15 protein-coding genes and 1 pseudogene are annotated in these 15,364 nt (G+C 74.3%); 9 read left to right on the forward strand and 7 right to left on the reverse strand.

What is annotated here, in order from left to right:
* Positions 1-727: pseudogene (locus ABD990_RS17990) on the forward strand (hypothetical protein); the annotation flags it as partial.
* A gap of 484 nt (positions 728-1,211) precedes the next feature.
* On the opposite strand, the gene ABD990_RS17995 reads toward ABD990_RS17990, so the two are convergent.
* Together ABD990_RS17995 and ABD990_RS18000 are read right to left on the reverse strand one after the other, a co-directional pair.
* Positions 1,212-1,772: a DUF2537 domain-containing protein gene (locus tag ABD990_RS17995; RefSeq protein ID WP_345381716.1), complete on the reverse strand. Its 561-nt coding sequence runs from the start codon at positions 1,770-1,772 to the stop codon at positions 1,212-1,214.
* Between the two features lie 4 nt (positions 1,773-1,776).
* Complete coding sequence (locus ABD990_RS18000) at positions 1,777-2,589, reverse strand: TrmH family RNA methyltransferase (RefSeq protein WP_345381717.1); 813 nt, start codon at positions 2,587-2,589, stop codon at positions 1,777-1,779.
* A gap of 135 nt (positions 2,590-2,724) precedes the next feature.
* Between ABD990_RS18000 and ABD990_RS18005 the strand changes: the two genes are divergently transcribed.
* The 6 genes from ABD990_RS18005 to ABD990_RS18030 all read left to right on the forward strand — a co-directional run bounded on the left by ABD990_RS18005 (position 2,725) and on the right by ABD990_RS18030 (position 9,361).
* The gene (locus ABD990_RS18005) at positions 2,725-4,233 is read left to right on the forward strand and encodes a glutamate-cysteine ligase family protein (RefSeq protein ID WP_345381718.1); all 1,509 of its coding nucleotides are present in this window, start codon (positions 2,725-2,727) and stop codon (positions 4,231-4,233) included.
* 287 nt (positions 4,234-4,520) lie between these two features.
* Complete coding sequence (locus tag ABD990_RS18010) at positions 4,521-5,444, forward strand: hypothetical protein (RefSeq protein WP_345381719.1); 924 nt, start codon at positions 4,521-4,523, stop codon at positions 5,442-5,444.
* Positions 5,441-6,262, forward strand: a complete 822-nt coding sequence (locus ABD990_RS18015) for a hypothetical protein (protein WP_345381720.1) — start codon at positions 5,441-5,443, stop codon at positions 6,260-6,262. The genes ABD990_RS18010 and ABD990_RS18015 overlap by 4 nt, the downstream gene beginning before the upstream one ends.
* 356 nt (positions 6,263-6,618) lie before the next feature.
* Entirely contained in the window at positions 6,619-7,185 is a 567-nt protein-coding gene (locus ABD990_RS18020; RefSeq protein ID WP_345381721.1) for a VldE C-terminal domain-containing protein, read from the forward strand.
* Positions 7,186-7,200: 15 nt separating this feature from the next.
* Positions 7,201-8,142: a glycoside hydrolase family 16 protein gene (locus ABD990_RS18025; RefSeq protein ID WP_345381722.1), complete on the forward strand. Its 942-nt coding sequence runs from the start codon at positions 7,201-7,203 to the stop codon at positions 8,140-8,142.
* Between the two features lie 199 nt (positions 8,143-8,341).
* Complete coding sequence (locus ABD990_RS18030; RefSeq protein WP_345381723.1) at positions 8,342-9,361, forward strand: DMT family transporter; 1,020 nt, start codon at positions 8,342-8,344, stop codon at positions 9,359-9,361.
* A gap of 169 nt (positions 9,362-9,530) precedes the next feature.
* Here the strand turns inward: ABD990_RS18030 and ABD990_RS18035 are convergent, their stop codons facing one another.
* From ABD990_RS18035 to ABD990_RS18045, 3 genes are all read right to left on the reverse strand, one after another.
* Complete coding sequence (locus ABD990_RS18035; protein WP_345381724.1) at positions 9,531-10,751, reverse strand: MFS transporter; 1,221 nt, start codon at positions 10,749-10,751, stop codon at positions 9,531-9,533.
* A 99-nt stretch (positions 10,752-10,850) separates the two neighbouring features.
* Positions 10,851-12,227 (reverse strand): NCS2 family permease, encoded by a 1,377-nt coding sequence (locus ABD990_RS18040; RefSeq protein ID WP_345381768.1) that lies wholly within the window; start codon positions 12,225-12,227, stop codon positions 10,851-10,853.
* A gap of 200 nt (positions 12,228-12,427) precedes the next feature.
* Positions 12,428-12,727, reverse strand: coding sequence for an MBL fold metallo-hydrolase (locus ABD990_RS18045; RefSeq protein ID WP_345381725.1), 300 nt, complete (start codon positions 12,725-12,727; stop codon positions 12,428-12,430).
* A 50-nt stretch (positions 12,728-12,777) separates the two neighbouring features.
* On the opposite strand from ABD990_RS18045, the gene ABD990_RS18050 reads away from it, so the two are divergent.
* Entirely contained in the window at positions 12,778-13,032 is a 255-nt protein-coding gene (locus ABD990_RS18050) for a DUF2530 domain-containing protein (RefSeq protein WP_345381726.1), read from the forward strand.
* A 75-nt stretch (positions 13,033-13,107) separates the two neighbouring features.
* Positions 13,108-13,845, forward strand: a complete 738-nt coding sequence (locus tag ABD990_RS18055; RefSeq protein ID WP_345381727.1) for an SDR family NAD(P)-dependent oxidoreductase — start codon at positions 13,108-13,110, stop codon at positions 13,843-13,845.
* A 12-nt stretch (positions 13,846-13,857) separates the two neighbouring features.
* On the opposite strand, the gene ABD990_RS18060 is transcribed toward ABD990_RS18055, so the two are convergent.
* The gene (locus ABD990_RS18060; protein ID WP_345381728.1) at positions 13,858-14,076 is read right to left on the reverse strand and encodes a hypothetical protein; all 219 of its coding nucleotides are present in this window, start codon (positions 14,074-14,076) and stop codon (positions 13,858-13,860) included.
* A gap of 85 nt (positions 14,077-14,161) precedes the next feature.
* Positions 14,162-15,325 (reverse strand): L,D-transpeptidase, encoded by a 1,164-nt coding sequence (locus ABD990_RS18065; protein WP_345381729.1) that lies wholly within the window; start codon positions 15,323-15,325, stop codon positions 14,162-14,164.
* Positions 15,326-15,364: the final 39 nt, after the last annotated feature.

Genomic DNA, 15,364 nt, shown 5'->3' on the forward strand with positions numbered 1-15,364 from the left:
GGCGTCGGGCGGGGCGGGTTCGGCGTCGGGCGGGGCGGGTTCGGCCTCGATCGGGTCGGCGTCGGTGCGGCGTGTCGGCGACCCGGAGGACGAGCGCACCGCCGCTGTCGGATCCATCGGCCGTGAGGGCGCCTTCGCGGAGTCCGCGCCGCGCGAGCGGGACTCGGCGGGGCGCGAGCGCTCGGCCGACCCCGTGGAGAAGGCCGGGCAGGACGAGCCGGCGGCAGCCGCCGAGACCCCGAAGCCGTCGGCCGGCACAGCAGTGCGGTCGGGCACCGCCTCGAGCACCACGCGCGGCAACGGGCCGGCGCAGGAGAAGGCGAGCGCCGGCGCGGCTCCGGGGAAGGACGCGTCCGACTCGACGCAGGACGTGGCCCCGAAGAAGGCCACGAACCCGGCGCAGGACGCACACGCCAGGAAGACCGCAGAGCCGGCGAAGGACACGGACTCCGAGAAGGTTGCGCCTGCGAAGGCCACGGCTGCGAAGGACACGGCGCGGCCCGCCCAGCAGGAGCAGCGCGACCGGACACCCGCCGTGGGCGAGGCGCCCGACGAGCCCTCCGCCCCGAGCTCGGCAGAGGACGAGAGCGCTCCGGCGCCGGCCGCCGAGGCGCGCCCCGCCGGCCGGACCGGGAGCGACCAGGCTGCCCCCGCCAAGCGCACCAAGAAGGGCAAGCCGGTCATGCCGTCGTGGGACGAGGTGCTGCTGGGCGTCCGCGGCCGCTGAGGAGCGACCGCTCTCCGGTCCTCACGGTCGGGAGATCCTGCACCGCGAGTCGCGAGTTCGTGCACCGCGAGTCGGGAGTTCTGGCAGCGCGATTTGCGAGCGTCGGATGGCGGGCACGATCGGCGGGAAGGGCACGGCTCACGTGACAGGGCATGTCGTGCCCAAGATCGTCATCTGTGACCGCTGACCCGCCGAATCGGGCGGATTGCGGTCCCAAGTAGTGATCATGGGTCGGCCGCTCCGCGCCGCACGCGGATCCGCGGGCATTGCAAAGGTGGGCTCAAGGGTGTCCCCACCGGCGCAGGCGTCGCGACGGACTGCTGGGTGTCGGTAAGAACGGCCCGGAAGCGGCCCGAGGAATCATCGCCCTGGCGCACTGCAGCCTGGAAGAACGCACCGCACACCGATCACGCTGTCGCACAACTCCTCGACGGGGTGTGCGACGTCGTCGGGGATGTGCGGCCACCGGAGAGCCGGGCGTGGGTCAGAGGAACTGCCCGAGCAGCAGCACCACCCACGCCACCCCGAGCCCCACCGCCACGCCGAGCCCGATCCAGCGCCAGAAGGGCAGCCGACGGATCAGCCAGAGCGAGGGTGCGAGACCGCCGACGACCAGCACGTTCGCCGGGATCCAGAGCAGCCCGAACGCCTCGCCGAAGGCCCGGCTGAGCGTGATGTCGCCGATCGCCGCGAGCACCGCGAAGAAGGCCGCGACCACCAGCCCGGTCGCCCAGGGTGTCGGCTCGTCGGGATGCGGGGGGACGAGCGGGACCGGTTCGGTGGTGCGGCCGTGCACCAGGTCGATGCCCCCGGTCAGGGGGTCGACGTACTCGACAGGCCTGCCCAGGACGTCGGACACCCGCCCGGCCAGCTGGCGCCCGCGCCTGCTGACGATGTCCTGCTGCTCGGGCCGTACCTCGATCCCGCGGATGCTGGCCGCGACCGCGCCCCACTGCTGCAGGTCGGCCGTGAGGTCCGCGGGCAGCACGGCATCGCCCGGCCGCCGCTCACCGAGCACCACCTGACCCCCCGCAGCGAGGTGCACGTGATCAGGGTACGGGCGCGGACACCGCGTGGAAGGCCACCGCGGCAGCCGTTGCGACATTGAGAGAGTCGACGCCCGTGGCCATCGGGATCCGCACCCGGACGTCGGCCGCGGCCAGCGCCTCCGGCGTCAGACCCGGCCCCTCGGCCCCCAGCAGCAGCGCCACCCGCTCCCCCGCCAACCCGGCGGCCGAGATCGGGACCGCGTCCGGCGCCGGCGTCAGCGCGGCGACCCGCAGACCGGCCTCCCGCAGCAGGTCCAGCGACTGCGGCCACGGGTCGGGCAGGGCCGCGAACGGCACCCGCAGCACGTGCCCCATCGACACCCGCACCGACCGCCGGTACAGCGGATCGGCGCAGCGCGGTCCGAGCAGGATGCCGTCGACGCCGAGGGCCGCGGCGTTGCGGAACAGGGACCCGAGGTTCTCGTGGTCGTTGACGCCCTCGCACACGGCGAGGACGCGGGCGGTCCGAGCGAGCTCGCCGGCGTCGACCGGCGCGGCGCGGTCCGCGACCGCGAGCACCCCGCGGTTGAGGTGGAAGCCGACGGTGGTGGCCATGGTGTCCGCGTCCGTCGCGTAGGCGGGGACGTCCAGATGTGCGAGATCGGCGGTGAGCTCCTCGATCCGACGGGGTACCCCGAGCAGGGACCGGACGGGATAGGGGGACTCGATCAGACGTCGGACGACGACCACGCCCTCGGCGATCACGAGCCCGCGGCCGCCGGGGCGGTCGGGGCGGCGGTCGGCGGTGGTGAGGTCGCGGTAGTCGTCGAGCCGGGGGTCGGTGGGGTCGCCGATCGCGGTGATGATGGCCACGGCGACCGATCGTCCCAGGTGGTCTGCCGTTCGTCGCACGGGGTCGCCCGGTCAGCCGGTACCGCCGCATCCGGGGATGTGTCACGGTGGAGAGCCGCCGCGGGCGGACCGGCAGCTAGGAGGCATCGGGAGAGCATGGGCCAGGACGTCGACCGGACCCGGTTCAGTCGGCGGGAACGCCAGCGGTATCGAGCCAAGGTGCAGCGTTGCCTCGAGGCGTTGACGACGATGCTGCGGGAGCACCCGTTCGCCGAGGACGACCCGATGACCGGTATCGAGGTCGAGCTGAACCTGGTCGACGGCTCGCTGAGTCCCGCGATGACCGGCAAGGACGTCCTCGATGCCATCGGCGGCTCCGAGTTCCAGACCGAGCTCGGCCGCTGGAACATCGAGCTGAACCTCCCGCCGCGCCCGCTGCCCGGTGACCAGTGGCGGCACCTGGAGCACGAGCTGCTCGACGAGCTGGCCGTCGCGCGGGCCAAGGCGCGGGACTGCAAGTCCCAGCTCGCCATGATCGGGATCCTGCCGACGCTGGAGCGCAGCCACCTCGTCGCCGAGTCGATCTCCGCCGACGACCGGTACGCCGTCCTCAACGACCAGATGCTGGCGGCGCGGGGCGAGCCGATCCACGTCGACATCTCGGGCGGGGACCCGGGCGGGCTGCACGCCGTGGCGCCGGAGCGGTTCACGGCGGACTTCGAGACGATCATCCCCGAGGCCGCCTGCACGTCGATGCAGCTGCACCTGCAGGTGTCGCCGAGCTCCTTCCCGGCGTACTGGAACGCCGCGCAGTGCCTGGCCGGCGTGCAGCTCGGACTGGGGGCGAACTCGCCGTTCCTGTTGGGCTCGCGGTTGTGGGCCGAGACCCGGATCCCGCTGTTCACGCAGGCCTGCGACGTCCGGACGGTCGAGCTGCGCAACCAGGGCGTCCGGCCGCGGGTGTGGTTCGGCGAGCGCTGGATCTCCTCGGTGCTCGACCTGTTCGCGGAGAACGCGCGGTACTTCCCGGGAATCGTCCCGTTCCCTGGCGACTCCGACCCGATGACGACGCTACGCAACGGCGGGGTGCCGGACCTCGACGAGCTCAAGCTGCACAACGGCACGATCTGGCGGTGGAACCGGCCGGTCTACGACGTCGCGGACGGGCAGCCGCACATCCGGCTGGAGAACCGGGTGCTGCCCGCCGGGCCGACCGCGGTCGACATGGTGGCCAACGCGCTGTTCTTCTACGGGCTGCTGCGCGTGCTCGTGGAGGCCGACCAGCCGCTGTGGCAGTCGATGTCCTTCGAGGCGGCCGAGGAGAACTTCACGACCGCCGCGCGGCACGGCATGGAGGCGCCGCTCTACTGGCCGGGCACGGGGTGGATCAAGCCGGACGAGCTGGCCCTGCGCAAGCTGCTCCCGCTCGCCCACGAGGGCCTGGCCCGGTGGGGCGTGAGCTCGGCCGTGCGGGACCGGTACCTGACGGTCGTCGAGCGGCGGTGCGTGACGGGCCGGACGGGCGCGACATGGCAGCTCGACACGGTCGCGGCGCTCGAGGCCCGCGGCTCGAGCCGGCAGGGTGCGCTGACCGGGATGCTGGAGCGGTACCTGGAGGCCTCGGAGGCCAACGAGCCCGTCCACACCTGGGCCCTCCCCGCCTGAGCCCGGCGTTCGGCGACACGCCGCCCCTTCGCGAGTCGGAGTTCCGGCAGCGCGGGTCGAGAGGTGTGCGCCGGCGGTGAGCACCGGGTGTTCGCGATAGTGAACTCCTGCTCCGTTCCGCCTCGCCGCGGCACCGTGCATTCCTAGGGTTCCTCTCGTCCCACCGGCCACCCGCCTTAAGGCACAGCCGGTCCTTCGCTCGCCGAACCCGCGGCCCTCCGCGGGCGGGAGCGCCCGCCCACGAGAGGGAGCGATGTCTCCAGTCCGCATGCCCGGGAGGCGGTGACGTGGCCGCCTTCCGGATGTTCGGCCGCCCGGCCGGGGCGCCGCGGGAGATCGTCCCCGGCAGCGCCACCAGCCACGCACGGCTCTCGCGGCGCGCGGAGGACCTGCTCGCACCACCGCGACGCGACCGGGACCGGCCCGACGCCCCCGTCGACCCGCCGACCGACCCGCACGGCTTCCCGCCGATCACGGCCGACCCCGCGACGGGCGCGCACCGCAGCTGGCCCGACGCCGGCTCACCTGCCGTCGCCGCGGCCTGGTCCGTCACTACGGCCGAATCTCCGACGCTGCGAGGGGGGCTCGAGCCGGCCGAGTGGAACGGGAGCCCGGCTCCACCGGCACGCGTCGGCACACGACCGACCGGGCCCGCTCCGGACCTGGCCGGAGCCGGGCACCCCGTCCCGCACCCGGCGGAGGCAGCCGCGCTGGCCGCCGCCTTCGCCGCCGACTACCTCTCCTGGGACGAGGACGACCCCGACCGTCGCGCCGCCGTGCTCGGGGACTACCTGGCCGACCGCCGGCCGGTCCGACTCGGCTGGTCCGGGCACGGCCGGCAGCGCGCCGACTTCGCCCTGCCCGGGCTCGTCCGGCCGGACGGCGAGGGCCGCGTGCTCGTCGACGTCCGGGTCCGCGTCACCCCCTACCGCCGGGTCCCCGGCGGCCGCGCGGGCCCCGGGGACGACCCGGACGACGGGCCCGCCGTCCCGGCCGCCGCACCCGCCCCCGCCGCCCGCGGGTGGCGTGGGCTCCCCGGCCGGTGGGTGCGCATCGGCGTGGCCGTCCGGGTGGAGGGCGACCGGCTCGTCGTGGACGCCGAGGAGGAGCTCGACGACGAGGCCCCCGACCCGCCCGCCACCGATCCCGACCCGGCCCCCGGCCCGGCCTTCGAGACCGACCTCGACGACGCTCCCCTGGAGATGCGATGACCGGCTTCCGTCCACCGTCCGTCGCCGGCGTGTCCGGTGGTGTCGGCACGACCACGCTCGCCCTCGCCCTGCACGGCCGGGACAGCGGGACCGGCGCGGGCGCCGAGGCCGACATCGTGGTCTGCCGCAGCAGCGCCGAGTCGCTGGACCGGGCGGTGCGGATCGCCGACCTCGTCGATCCGACCGCGGTGCCGCCGGTGCTCGCCGTGACGGTCGACGGCGCCGACCGCCGGCACCCCGAGCGGCTGGACGAGCTCGGCCCGGGCTGGTCCGCGGTCGTCCTGCTACCGCACGTGGGACGGTGGCGCGGGATCGTCGACCCGTACCGCGAGGCCGCGGGCCTGCTCGGGACGCCGCGCGAGCGGCTCCCGCGTGCCCTGCGGCCCTACCTCGACGCCGTCGCACGCCTGGCGCGGGCGGTCGCCGATTCGGGCAGGCTCGGCCGTCCCGCGGCGAGCGCGATATCCCGGCCGGTCCCGCCACCCGCACGACCGGCGGCCGGCGGAGAGCGCCCGTTCACGTCGTACCGTGCCTTCGTCCCGGTCGGCGCCGACGGCCCCCTGACCTCGATCGCCGTCCCCTCGCACCCGGGCCCCGAACACCTCCGGCCGGCGGATTCGGCGGCGGTCGAGGTGCCAGGGGCCACACCGGCGGTCCCTGCCGCCTCCACCCGCGTCCAGCCGATCCTGTCCCCGTCCGACGCTGCGCCGACGGTCACCGGTGGATCGCCTGACCGGGGCGTCGGCGCCGGCCCGCACCCCGATCTCCGTCCCGTCCGCGGGATCCGGCTCCTCGAGGTCGGGGGCCGGTCGGCATGACCACCACCGCCGGCCGGCAGGGATGAGCCCGTGTTCCGCCTGCTGCTCGCCGCCGCGCTCGTGGCGGCGGGACTCGCAAGCGCGAGCCCGCCGGCCCCCGCCGTCCACCTCGCCGCCGCCGAAGCAGGACCGACCGGGACCGGGTCGTCCGAGCAGCCCGATGTCGACGACGTCCGGGTGGTCCCCGCCCCCACCCGCGCACCCCTCGTCGAGCGGGTGGCGGCGCAGCAGTGCCCGGAGCTCGCGCCTGCCCGTGCGGGTGTCGTCCGACGGGTGGCCGCCCGGTCCGCGGACGAGCCCGCCCGGTCACCGACCTGCGGCGAACCTGCTCGGCCCTGCGCACGGGCGTCGCGAGGATGCTCCGCCGGCCCGCACCGGCCGGCAGCTGCGCGACCGCCTGTCCGGACGCCCTGCGCAAGGCCGTGACCGGAGCCCGCGACCGGGCCGTCCCCGCCGCCGCACCGACCGCGTGGACGGGCGGCCGCACCGCCTGCACCCCGCCCGACCCGACCGGCGGCGACGGCTGCGTCACCGGCGCGACCCGGCACGGCGTCGCGGCGGTGACCGCGGCGTTCGGCCCCCTCGGCAGCGGCCCCGCGATCCGCTCGGCCGGCTGCTGGGACGCCCACGCCTGGAACCCGCGCAGCGACCACCCGCAGGGCCGCGCCTGCGACTTCTTCCCCGGCACCGCCGGGGCCTTCCCCGAGGGCGACGAGCTGGCCGCCGGCTGGGCGGTCGCGAACCACCTGCGCACGCACGCCGGGCCGCTCGCCGTCGCGTACCTGATCTGGCAGGGCCGCTACTGGGACCCCTCGGTGACCGACGAGGGCGGCTGGGGCCGGCCCTACACGAGCAGCGTCTACGACACGAGCGACGTCACCGGCGGCCACTTCGACCACGTCCACGTCAGCTTCGCGCAGTGACCGAGGAGTGAGGCCGTGCCCCCCATCGACCTGACCGCCCACCTCGCGCGCCTCCTGGCCACCGGGGTCGCCGCGGTGCTCGGTCTCGTCGGGCCGGGGGCGGCGGCCTCGCCGGCCGACCTCCCGGTGGTCCGGACGGCGGCCGAGCGCGCCGACAGCGGGGGCGAGCGGGTTCGCCGGATCCCGGCCCCGCCACGCCGCCCCGCGACCCTCGGCCCCGCCCGGAGCCGCGCCGCGCAGGACGGTGCCACCCGCGACTCCGCTCTGAGCCCGAGCCGGCGCGCCACCACCGGTACCACCGGCCGCCTCACCCGCACCGGCGAGGGCCGTACCGCAGCCGCGACCCTCGGCTGGGGCACCCTGAACCGGGTGGACGACTTCAGCGACGGCCTGGACGGCTGGGGGCTCTACGACGGCGCCGGGCACGGCGGGAAGGGCCGCCGCTCCCCCGACGCGTTCTCGATCGAGAACGGAGTCCTCGTCGTCACCGGTTCACCGGACGGCACCACGGGTGGCATGGCCTGGAACCCGGGGCAGAAGTACGGCCGCTGGGAGGGCCGCGTCCGCGCCCCGGAGAGCGACCGCAGCTACCACGCCCTGCTGCTCCTCTGGCCCGACGCCGAGGACTGGCCCTCGGGCGGCGAGGTCGACTTCATGGAGATGTCCGACCCCGACCGGCAGAGCACCGACATGTTCCTGCACTACGGCTCGGACAACTCGCAGCTGCACGGCAGCGTGGAGATCGACGCCACGCAGTGGCACAACTGGGCGGTGGAGTGGACGCCGGACCACATCGCGGCGTTCGTCGACGGCGAGGAGTGGTGGCGCACGGAGGACAGGAAGACGTTGCCGCCGGGGCCGATGCACCTGACGATCCAGCTGGACTGGTTCCCGCACGGTGGCGAGGTCCGCGAGTCCCGGATGGAGGTCGACTGGGTCCGCCAGTACGACCTCTGACGCGGAACGACCGGTGCGGAGGACCCTCCGACGCGAGTGGGCCCCGGCCGATCCGGCCGGGGCCCACTCGTTTCCCGAACTGACGCGCCGCTCCCACCACGAAGCGACGTACTGAAGTTAGCCTACCCTTCGCTCGGTCCGCAACCCCCTGGCGGAAATCCGCGCGAGACCGGTCGGACCGGGGGCCTAGCGTTGAGCCGTGCACGAATCCGCCCGGGACGCCGCGACGACCGACCCCGACGTCCCGGCAGCCGACCCGATCGTCCCCGCCGACGACCTCACCACCGACGACCTCACCACCGGAACGACCGACCCCGCGGCCACCGCCGCCCCGGCCACCGAGCACGCGACCCCCGCCGGACCCCGCCGGGGTGCCCTGGCCGCGGTCTGCGTGACCGTGCTGGCGTGGGCGAGCGCGTTCGTCGGGATCCGGTTCGTCGGCCGCACCTACGAGCCGGGGGCGCTCGCCCTCGGCCGCCTCGCCGTCGGCACCCTCGCGCTCGGCGCCCTGCTCCTCGCCCGCGGCCGCTGGGTCCGTCCGTCGCCCCGCGAGTGGGCCCTGCTGGTGTTGTGCGGCCTGGCCTGGTTCGCGGTCTACAACGTGGCCCTCAGCGCCGCGGAGCAGCGCGTCGACGCCGGCACGACGGCGATGCTGGTCAACGTCGGGCCGATCCTGATCGCCCTGTTCGCGGGCGTGCTGCTGCACGAGGGCTTCCCGCGGTGGCTCGTGATCGGGGCGGGCGTGGCGTTCACCGGGGCCGTGGTGATCGGTGCGTCGACGGCCGGCGGCGACGGCTCGGACCTGCTCGGCATCGTGCTGTGCGTGGTCGCGGCCGTCACGTACGCCGTCGGCGTCCTGGCCCAGAAGCCCGTGCTGCGCCGGCTCCCCGCCCTGCAGGTGACGTTCCTGGCCTGCGCGATCGGGACCGTCGCCTGCCTGCCGTTCGCCGGCCCCCTCGCCCGCGACCTGGTCGCGGCCGACTGGAGCGCGACGGCCGGGCTCGCCTACCTGGGGCTCGTCCCGACCGCGCTCGCCTTCAGCACCTGGGCCTACGCCCTCGCGCGGATGGACGCCGGTCGCCTCGGGGTGACCACCTACCTGGTCCCGCCGATCACGGTTGGGCTCTCGGCACTGCTGCTCGCCGAGGCCCCACCGGCCCTGGCGCTGCTCGGCGGCGCACTCTGCCTCGTCGGCGTCGGTCTCACCCGTCGCCGGTAGGGCCGGCGTCGGGTCGGAGTCGCACCGGCCGGACCTGCCCGGGGCCTGGCCGAGCCCGAGAACGAACCAGGCCCCCGGCCGGAGCCGGAGGGCCTGGTCCTTCCCGAACTGACGCGCCGCTCCCACCACGAAGCGACAAGATGAAGTTAGCCTTACCTTGGTAGCGCCGTCAAGCCCTTGATCCGGAGAAGTTCGCGATCCCCGATCGGCGAGCCAGGACCAGGCCGACGACCAGCACGGACAGCACCGTCACGATCCCGCCGACGACCAGCGGCGCGCGCCCGCCGAAGTGCTCGGCCAGCAGCCCCAGCAGCGGCCCGCCCAGCGGCGTCCCGCCCAGCAGGAGCAGCATGTAGAGCCCCATCACCCGGCCGCGCATGGTCGGGTCGACCGAGAGCTGCACGGACGAGTTCGCGGCCGTGGTGAAGATCAGCGCCGCGAACCCGACGGGCACGAGCGCGAGCCCCGCCGCGAGGTACGTCGGCATCAGCCCGGCCACCACCAGCAGCGCGCCGAACACCACACCGGCGCCGGCGACCAGGCGCAGCCGCGGCTTCCGGGTGCGCCGGGCGGCGGCCGTCGTCCCGAGCACCGACCCGACGGCCAGCAGCGTGGTGAGCAGGCCGTAGCCCTCCGCGTCGCGCCCGAAGACGTTGCGGGCCAGCAGGGCGAGCGTCATGAAGAAGTTGATCCCGAAGGTCGAGACCAGGAAGACCAGCACCATGACGGCCATGAGGTCCGCCCGGCTCCGGACGTAGGCGAGCCCGTCGCGGAGCTGGTGCGGGGCCCGTGGCACCCGCTCGGTCCGGTACAGCTTCTCCGGTCGCATGAGCAGCAGGCCCGTGATCACCGCGGCGAAGCTCACGGCGTTGATCAGGAAGACCCAGCCCGTCCCGACCGCGACGATCAGCACGCCGGCCACTGCGGGCCCGACGATCCGGGCGAGGTTGAAGCACAGCGAGTTGAGCGCGACGGCGTTGACGACCTGACCCGGCCCCACCATCTCGGACACGAAGGCCTGCCGCATCGGGGCGTCGAGCGCGGAGAAGCAGCCCAGCAGCAGGCACAGCAGGTAGACCTGCCACAGCGCGACCACGCCGGTGAGCACGACCGTGCCGAGCACCACCGCGCACAGCCCCATCGCCAGCTGGATCCCGACCAGGACGAGCCGCTTGTCCACCCGGTCGGCCAGCACCCCGCCCCACAGCGAGAGCACCAGCGTGGGCGCGAACTGCAGGGCCGCCGCGATCCCGAGCGCGGTCGCGCTGCCGTGGGTCAGGTCGAGGACCAGCCAGTCCTGCGCGATCCGCTGCATCCAGGTGCCGACGTTGGACACCACCTGGCCCGAGACGAAGAGCCGGTAGTTGGGCACGCGCAGCGAGGCGAACATGCCTCCCGGCGGTGGGTGCGCCGAATCGGAACCTCTCTCGGAACCTGCAGGGACCGGGGTTTCGGCGACAGCACTCACGATGTAGTTAGTTTACTACAACTACCCGAAGAGCGCACGCAGCGGGCCCACCGCGAAGTAGCCCACGAACGCCACCGCGACGACCCACATGAGCGGGTGCACCTGGCGCGCCTTGCCGGTGGCCGCGGACAGCACGACGTAGCTGATGAACCCGGCCCCGATGCCGTTGGCGATCGAGTACGTGAAGGGCATGATCACGATCGTCAGGAAGGCCGGCAGCGCGGTCCGCAGCTCGGTCAGCTCGATGCCCGCGACCTGCCGGAACATCAGCGCCCCGACGACCACGAGCGCCGGCGCCGCCGCCTCCACCGGCACGATGGCGTAGAGCGGGGTGAAGAACATCGCCGCCAGGAACAGCACGCCGGTGAGCACGTTGGCCAGTCCGGTGCGTGCGCCCTCGGCGATGCCCGAGGCGGACTCCACGAAGACCGTGTTCGACGACGACGAGCCGACGCCGCCGGCCACCGCGCCGGCGCCCTCGACCACCAGGGCCCGGCCGATGTTCGGCAGCTGCCCCCGGTCGTCCGTCAGCCCGGCCTGCTGGCCGAGCCCGGTCATGGTGCCCATGGCGTCGAAGAAGTTGGCCAGGACCAGTGTGAACACCAGCAGGATCACGGTCAGCGCGTCGAGCCGCCCGAAGGCACCGAAGGAGAAGTCGCCGACCAGGGAGAGGTCGGGCCAGCCGACCACGCTGTCCGGCAGCGCCGGCACAGACAGCGACCAGCCCTTGGGGTTGGTGGCCGAGGACCCGACCTTGACGATCGCCTCGACGATGATCGCGATGACCGTCGTGGCGACCACGCCGATCAGCAGGCCGGCCCGGACCCCGCGCACCACCAGCACGCCCGTGAGCAGCAGCCCGATCACGAAGACGAAGGTCGGCCAGGAGGCGATCGAGCCGTTGATCCCCAGGCCGACCGGCACCGTCGTGTTCGCGGCGTCCGGCAGGCGGCGGACGAAGCCGGCGTCGACGAGCCCGATCAGCGCGATGAACGCGCCGATGCCGACGGCGATGGCGGACTTGAGCGCGGCGGGCACGGCGTTGAACACCGCGGTCCGGAAGCCCGTCACGGCGAGGACGACGATCACGATGCCGTCGAGCACGACCAGGCCCATGGCCTCGGGCCAGGACATCAGCGGTGCGATCGTGACCGCGAGCAGGGTGTTGATGCCGAGGCCCGTGGCGATCGCGAAGGGCAGGTTCGCGACGAGTCCGAAGAGGATCGTCATGACGCCCGCCACGAGCGCCGTCACCGCGGCCACCTGCCCGATCGGCAGGATGTTGCCCAGCGCGTCCGCCTTCGCGCTCGGGTCACCGGGCGCCACGCTGCCGAGGATCAGCGGGTTCAGCACGATGATGTAGGACATCGTCACGAACGTGACGAGGCCGCCGCGCATCTCGCGGGACACCGTCGTCTTGCGTTCCGTGAGCTTGAACAGACGCTCCAGCACGGGCACACGGTAGGCGTCCGCCCCGTGCGCCGCTCACCCGACGGGCACTGTGGACCAGGTTCGCGCGCCACCCGGTCGAACTGGGTGAACGCCGCGTTTGAGCGGCGGGCGGGCGGGCATCCGGCCGGGTTGCGACGCCGCCGTGATCACCCGAGCGGGTCCGGCACCTCCGCCGCCCGGGCCGCCGCCCGCAGCACCGACCCGGCGATCGGGCGCCCGTGCCCGACGCACGCCGGCTCGACCTCGACCTCGGCGAACCGCCGGAAGGACCGGCGGGCGAGCTCGCGGTCGGTGGTGAACGGCCCCAGGATCACCCCGCCCTCGTACTCGGCCGCGAGGTCGCCGGTGAAGACGACGCCGGCGTCGTCGAGCACGAGGGCGATGCTGCCCGCGGTGTGCCCCGGTGTGGCCAGCACCCGCGCGCCCGAGGACAGCGCGAGGCACATCGACCCCGTGTTCGCGGGGAGCGAGCGCCGGGGCGGACTAGGCTCGGCGCGTGGTCGATCCGCCGCCCCTGCCCCGCAGCACCACCGACGTCACGCTGGTCGCGGGCATCGGCACGCTGCTGTGGCTGTGCGGGGCGATCGGCCTGTTCGTCGCCCACGTCGTGGCCGACCGACCCCTGGACATCTGGTTCACCACCTGCGTGACGGGCACGGTGCTCGGCGCCATCGGGTTCGGCATCTTCCGCTGGCAGCGGGCGGCGGCGCGGCGCGGCTCCCGGCTGGCCCAGCGCGGCCTCGACGGCTGAGCCCGTCGGGCCGCCCGGGTCCACCGCGGACACGGGCACGCGGTCCGGTCCGGGGCGGCGAACTAGGCTCGCGGCATGACCGACCGTCCCACCGCCGTCGTCTCCGGGGCCAGCTCCGGCATCGGAGCCGCCACCGCCCGCGCCCTCGCCGAGGCCGGTTTCCACGTCGTGCTCGGCGCCCGCCGCGTCGACCGTCTGGAGGCCGTCGCCAAGGAGATCGACGGCACCGCGCTACGGCTCGACGTCACGGACAAGGCATCGGCCGCCGCCTTCGTCGAGGCGGTCCAGGAGTGCCGGCTGCTGGTGAGCAACGCCGGTGGCGCCAAGGGGCTCGAGCCGGTCGCCGAGGCGGACGAGGACGACTGGCGCTGGATGTTCGAGGCCAACGTGATCGGCACGCTGCGGCTCACCCAGGGCCTGCTGCCGAAGCTGCGCGCCTCCGGCGACGGGCACATCATCACGGTCACCTCGATCGCGGCGCTCGCCCCCTACGACAACGGCGCGGGCTACACGGGCGCCAAGCACGCCCAGGCGATGCTGCACCGCACGCTGCGCGGGGAGCTGCTCGGCGAGCCGATCCGGCTCACCGAGATCTGCCCGGGCATGGTGGAGACCGAGTTCTCGCTGGTCCGCTTCGGGGGCGACCAGGAGAAGGCGGACAACGTCTACCGCGGCCTGCAGCCGCTGACGGCCGAGGACGTGGCGGACGTGATCGCCTTCGCGGCGACCCGGCCGAGCCACGTGAACCTGGACCAGATCACGCTCATGCCGCGGGCCCAGGCGAGCGCCAGCCGCGCCTACCGGGAGGACTGACCGCCGGGCGACTCAGACGGTGTCCTCCGACCGCCGGTTCTCGTAGGCGGCGTCGGAGGGCGCGGGGCCCGCGTCGGCCTCGGCGATGCGCTCCTCGGAGTCCGCGAGGATGCCCTCGGCCTCGGCGTACCGGTCCTCGTCCGGCCCGGTGACCCGCGCCTCCTCGGGCAGCGGCTCGGCGCGGGTCTCGGCGCGCTCGGCGGCGGTGTCGTTCACGGACGGATCGGTCATGGCCCCTGCCTACCCGAGGCGGCCGGGCACCAACCGCGCGCCGGGCCCGGCCGCGCGATCGGTCGGAGAGCCGCAGGCCGGTCGGTCAGAGGGCCGACAGCCGCTGCCACTGGTCCCAGGACAGGGTCCAGTCCCAGATGTCGCCGTCCTTGGCCGAGAGCTGCACCGGGGTGCCCGTGACCTCGACCGGGTCGCCGTAGAGGGCCGTGTCGTAGTAGGCCTTGGCGTTCTCCAGCGACAGGTTGACGCAGCCGTGGGTCACGTTCGAGGAGCCCTGCGCGTTCGCCGAGGCCGGGTTGGCGTGGATGAACTCGCCGTTGTTGCTCATCCGCACGGCCCACTTCTCCACGACGTCGTAGCCGTACTGCTCGCTGACCATCCGCTTGTCGGTGAACTTCTCGGTCACCACGTGGATGCCGGAGCGCGTGTTGCGGTTCGGGTCGGCGGCCAGCCCGTAGCTCGCGGGGTAGTCGGCCACCTGCACGCCGTCCCGGACCACGACCATGCGGTACGACTGCGCGTCCGCCTTGACGACCTGCGCGCGGCCGATCCGGAAGTCACTGGTCACGTCCGCGGCGCCGAACTGCCCGCCGCCGTAGTCGACCCCGTAGAGCTTCGCCGCGACCGAGACCGTCGTGTGGGCCGGCCAGTACTCCTTCGGCCGCCAGTGCACGCGGGAGCCGCCGGCCTCGTCCGGCAGCCAGCCCCAGGCGCCCTCGACCGGCACCGAGGTCCGCACGCTCAGCGCCCGCTCGACGGCCGCGCGGTCCTCGACGTGGCTGTTGAACTGGATCTCGATCGGGGCGGCGATCCCGACGGTCCGGCCGTCGCCGATGTTGATCACGCCCCGGACCTGCTTCGTCGGGACGACGGTGTGGAAGCCACCCGCCAGCGGCACGCCGACGCCGTCCTCGCCCCTCGCGGTGCCGGACCAGGTGTACTCGGTGTCGTAACCCAGGGGCTCGCCGCTGGTCCAGACGGTGCGGTCCGCGTTCAGCGAGCCGGTGACCTGCTTCCCCTGCGGGTTGGTCAGCGCGACCTGCTCGAGGGTGCCGTCCGTCACCGTCACCGTGACGGGCGACGTCGGGCTCACCCCGGTGGCCTGCGCAGCCGGCTGGTAGGCCAGCGTCGCCGCCCTCGCCAGCAACGCCGGCGTGGTGTCGCCGCCGCGCCCGGCGGCCGTCGCCGCCGTGACCACACCGACGGTCCCGACCGCGATCACGGCCAGGACCAGCAGGAACCGCCTCATCGTCCTCCCCCGTACGTAAACCTCGCCCCACATCAGGAC

Source organism: Pseudonocardia yuanmonensis (assembly GCF_039542425.1).
GTDB lineage: Bacteria > Actinomycetota > Actinomycetes > Mycobacteriales > Pseudonocardiaceae > Pseudonocardia > Pseudonocardia yuanmonensis.

Excerpts from the sequence above, each read along its gene's own strand:
- ABD990_RS18005 (WP_345381718.1), top strand. The coding sequence starts at position 2,725 with ATGGGCCAGGACGTCGACCGGACCCGGTTCAGTCGGCGGGAACGCCAG.
- ABD990_RS18015 (WP_345381720.1), top strand. The coding sequence starts at position 5,441 with ATGACCGGCTTCCGTCCACCGTCCGTCGCCGGCGTGTCCGGTGGTGTC.
- ABD990_RS18020 (WP_345381721.1), top strand. The coding sequence starts at position 6,619 with ATGCTCCGCCGGCCCGCACCGGCCGGCAGCTGCGCGACCGCCTGTCCG.
- ABD990_RS18035 (WP_345381724.1), bottom strand. The coding sequence starts at position 10,751 with ATGTTCGCCTCGCTGCGCGTGCCCAACTACCGGCTCTTCGTCTCGGGC.
- ABD990_RS18040 (WP_345381768.1), bottom strand. The coding sequence starts at position 12,227 with ATGCGCGGCGGCCTCGTCACGTTCGTGACGATGTCCTACATCATCGTG.
- ABD990_RS18045 (WP_345381725.1), bottom strand. The coding sequence starts at position 12,727 with ATGTGCCTCGCGCTGTCCTCGGGCGCGCGGGTGCTGGCCACACCGGGG.
- ABD990_RS18055 (WP_345381727.1), top strand. The coding sequence starts at position 13,108 with ATGACCGACCGTCCCACCGCCGTCGTCTCCGGGGCCAGCTCCGGCATC.
- ABD990_RS18060 (WP_345381728.1), bottom strand. The coding sequence starts at position 14,076 with ATGACCGATCCGTCCGTGAACGACACCGCCGCCGAGCGCGCCGAGACC.
- ABD990_RS18065 (WP_345381729.1), bottom strand. The coding sequence starts at position 15,325 with ATGAGGCGGTTCCTGCTGGTCCTGGCCGTGATCGCGGTCGGGACCGTC.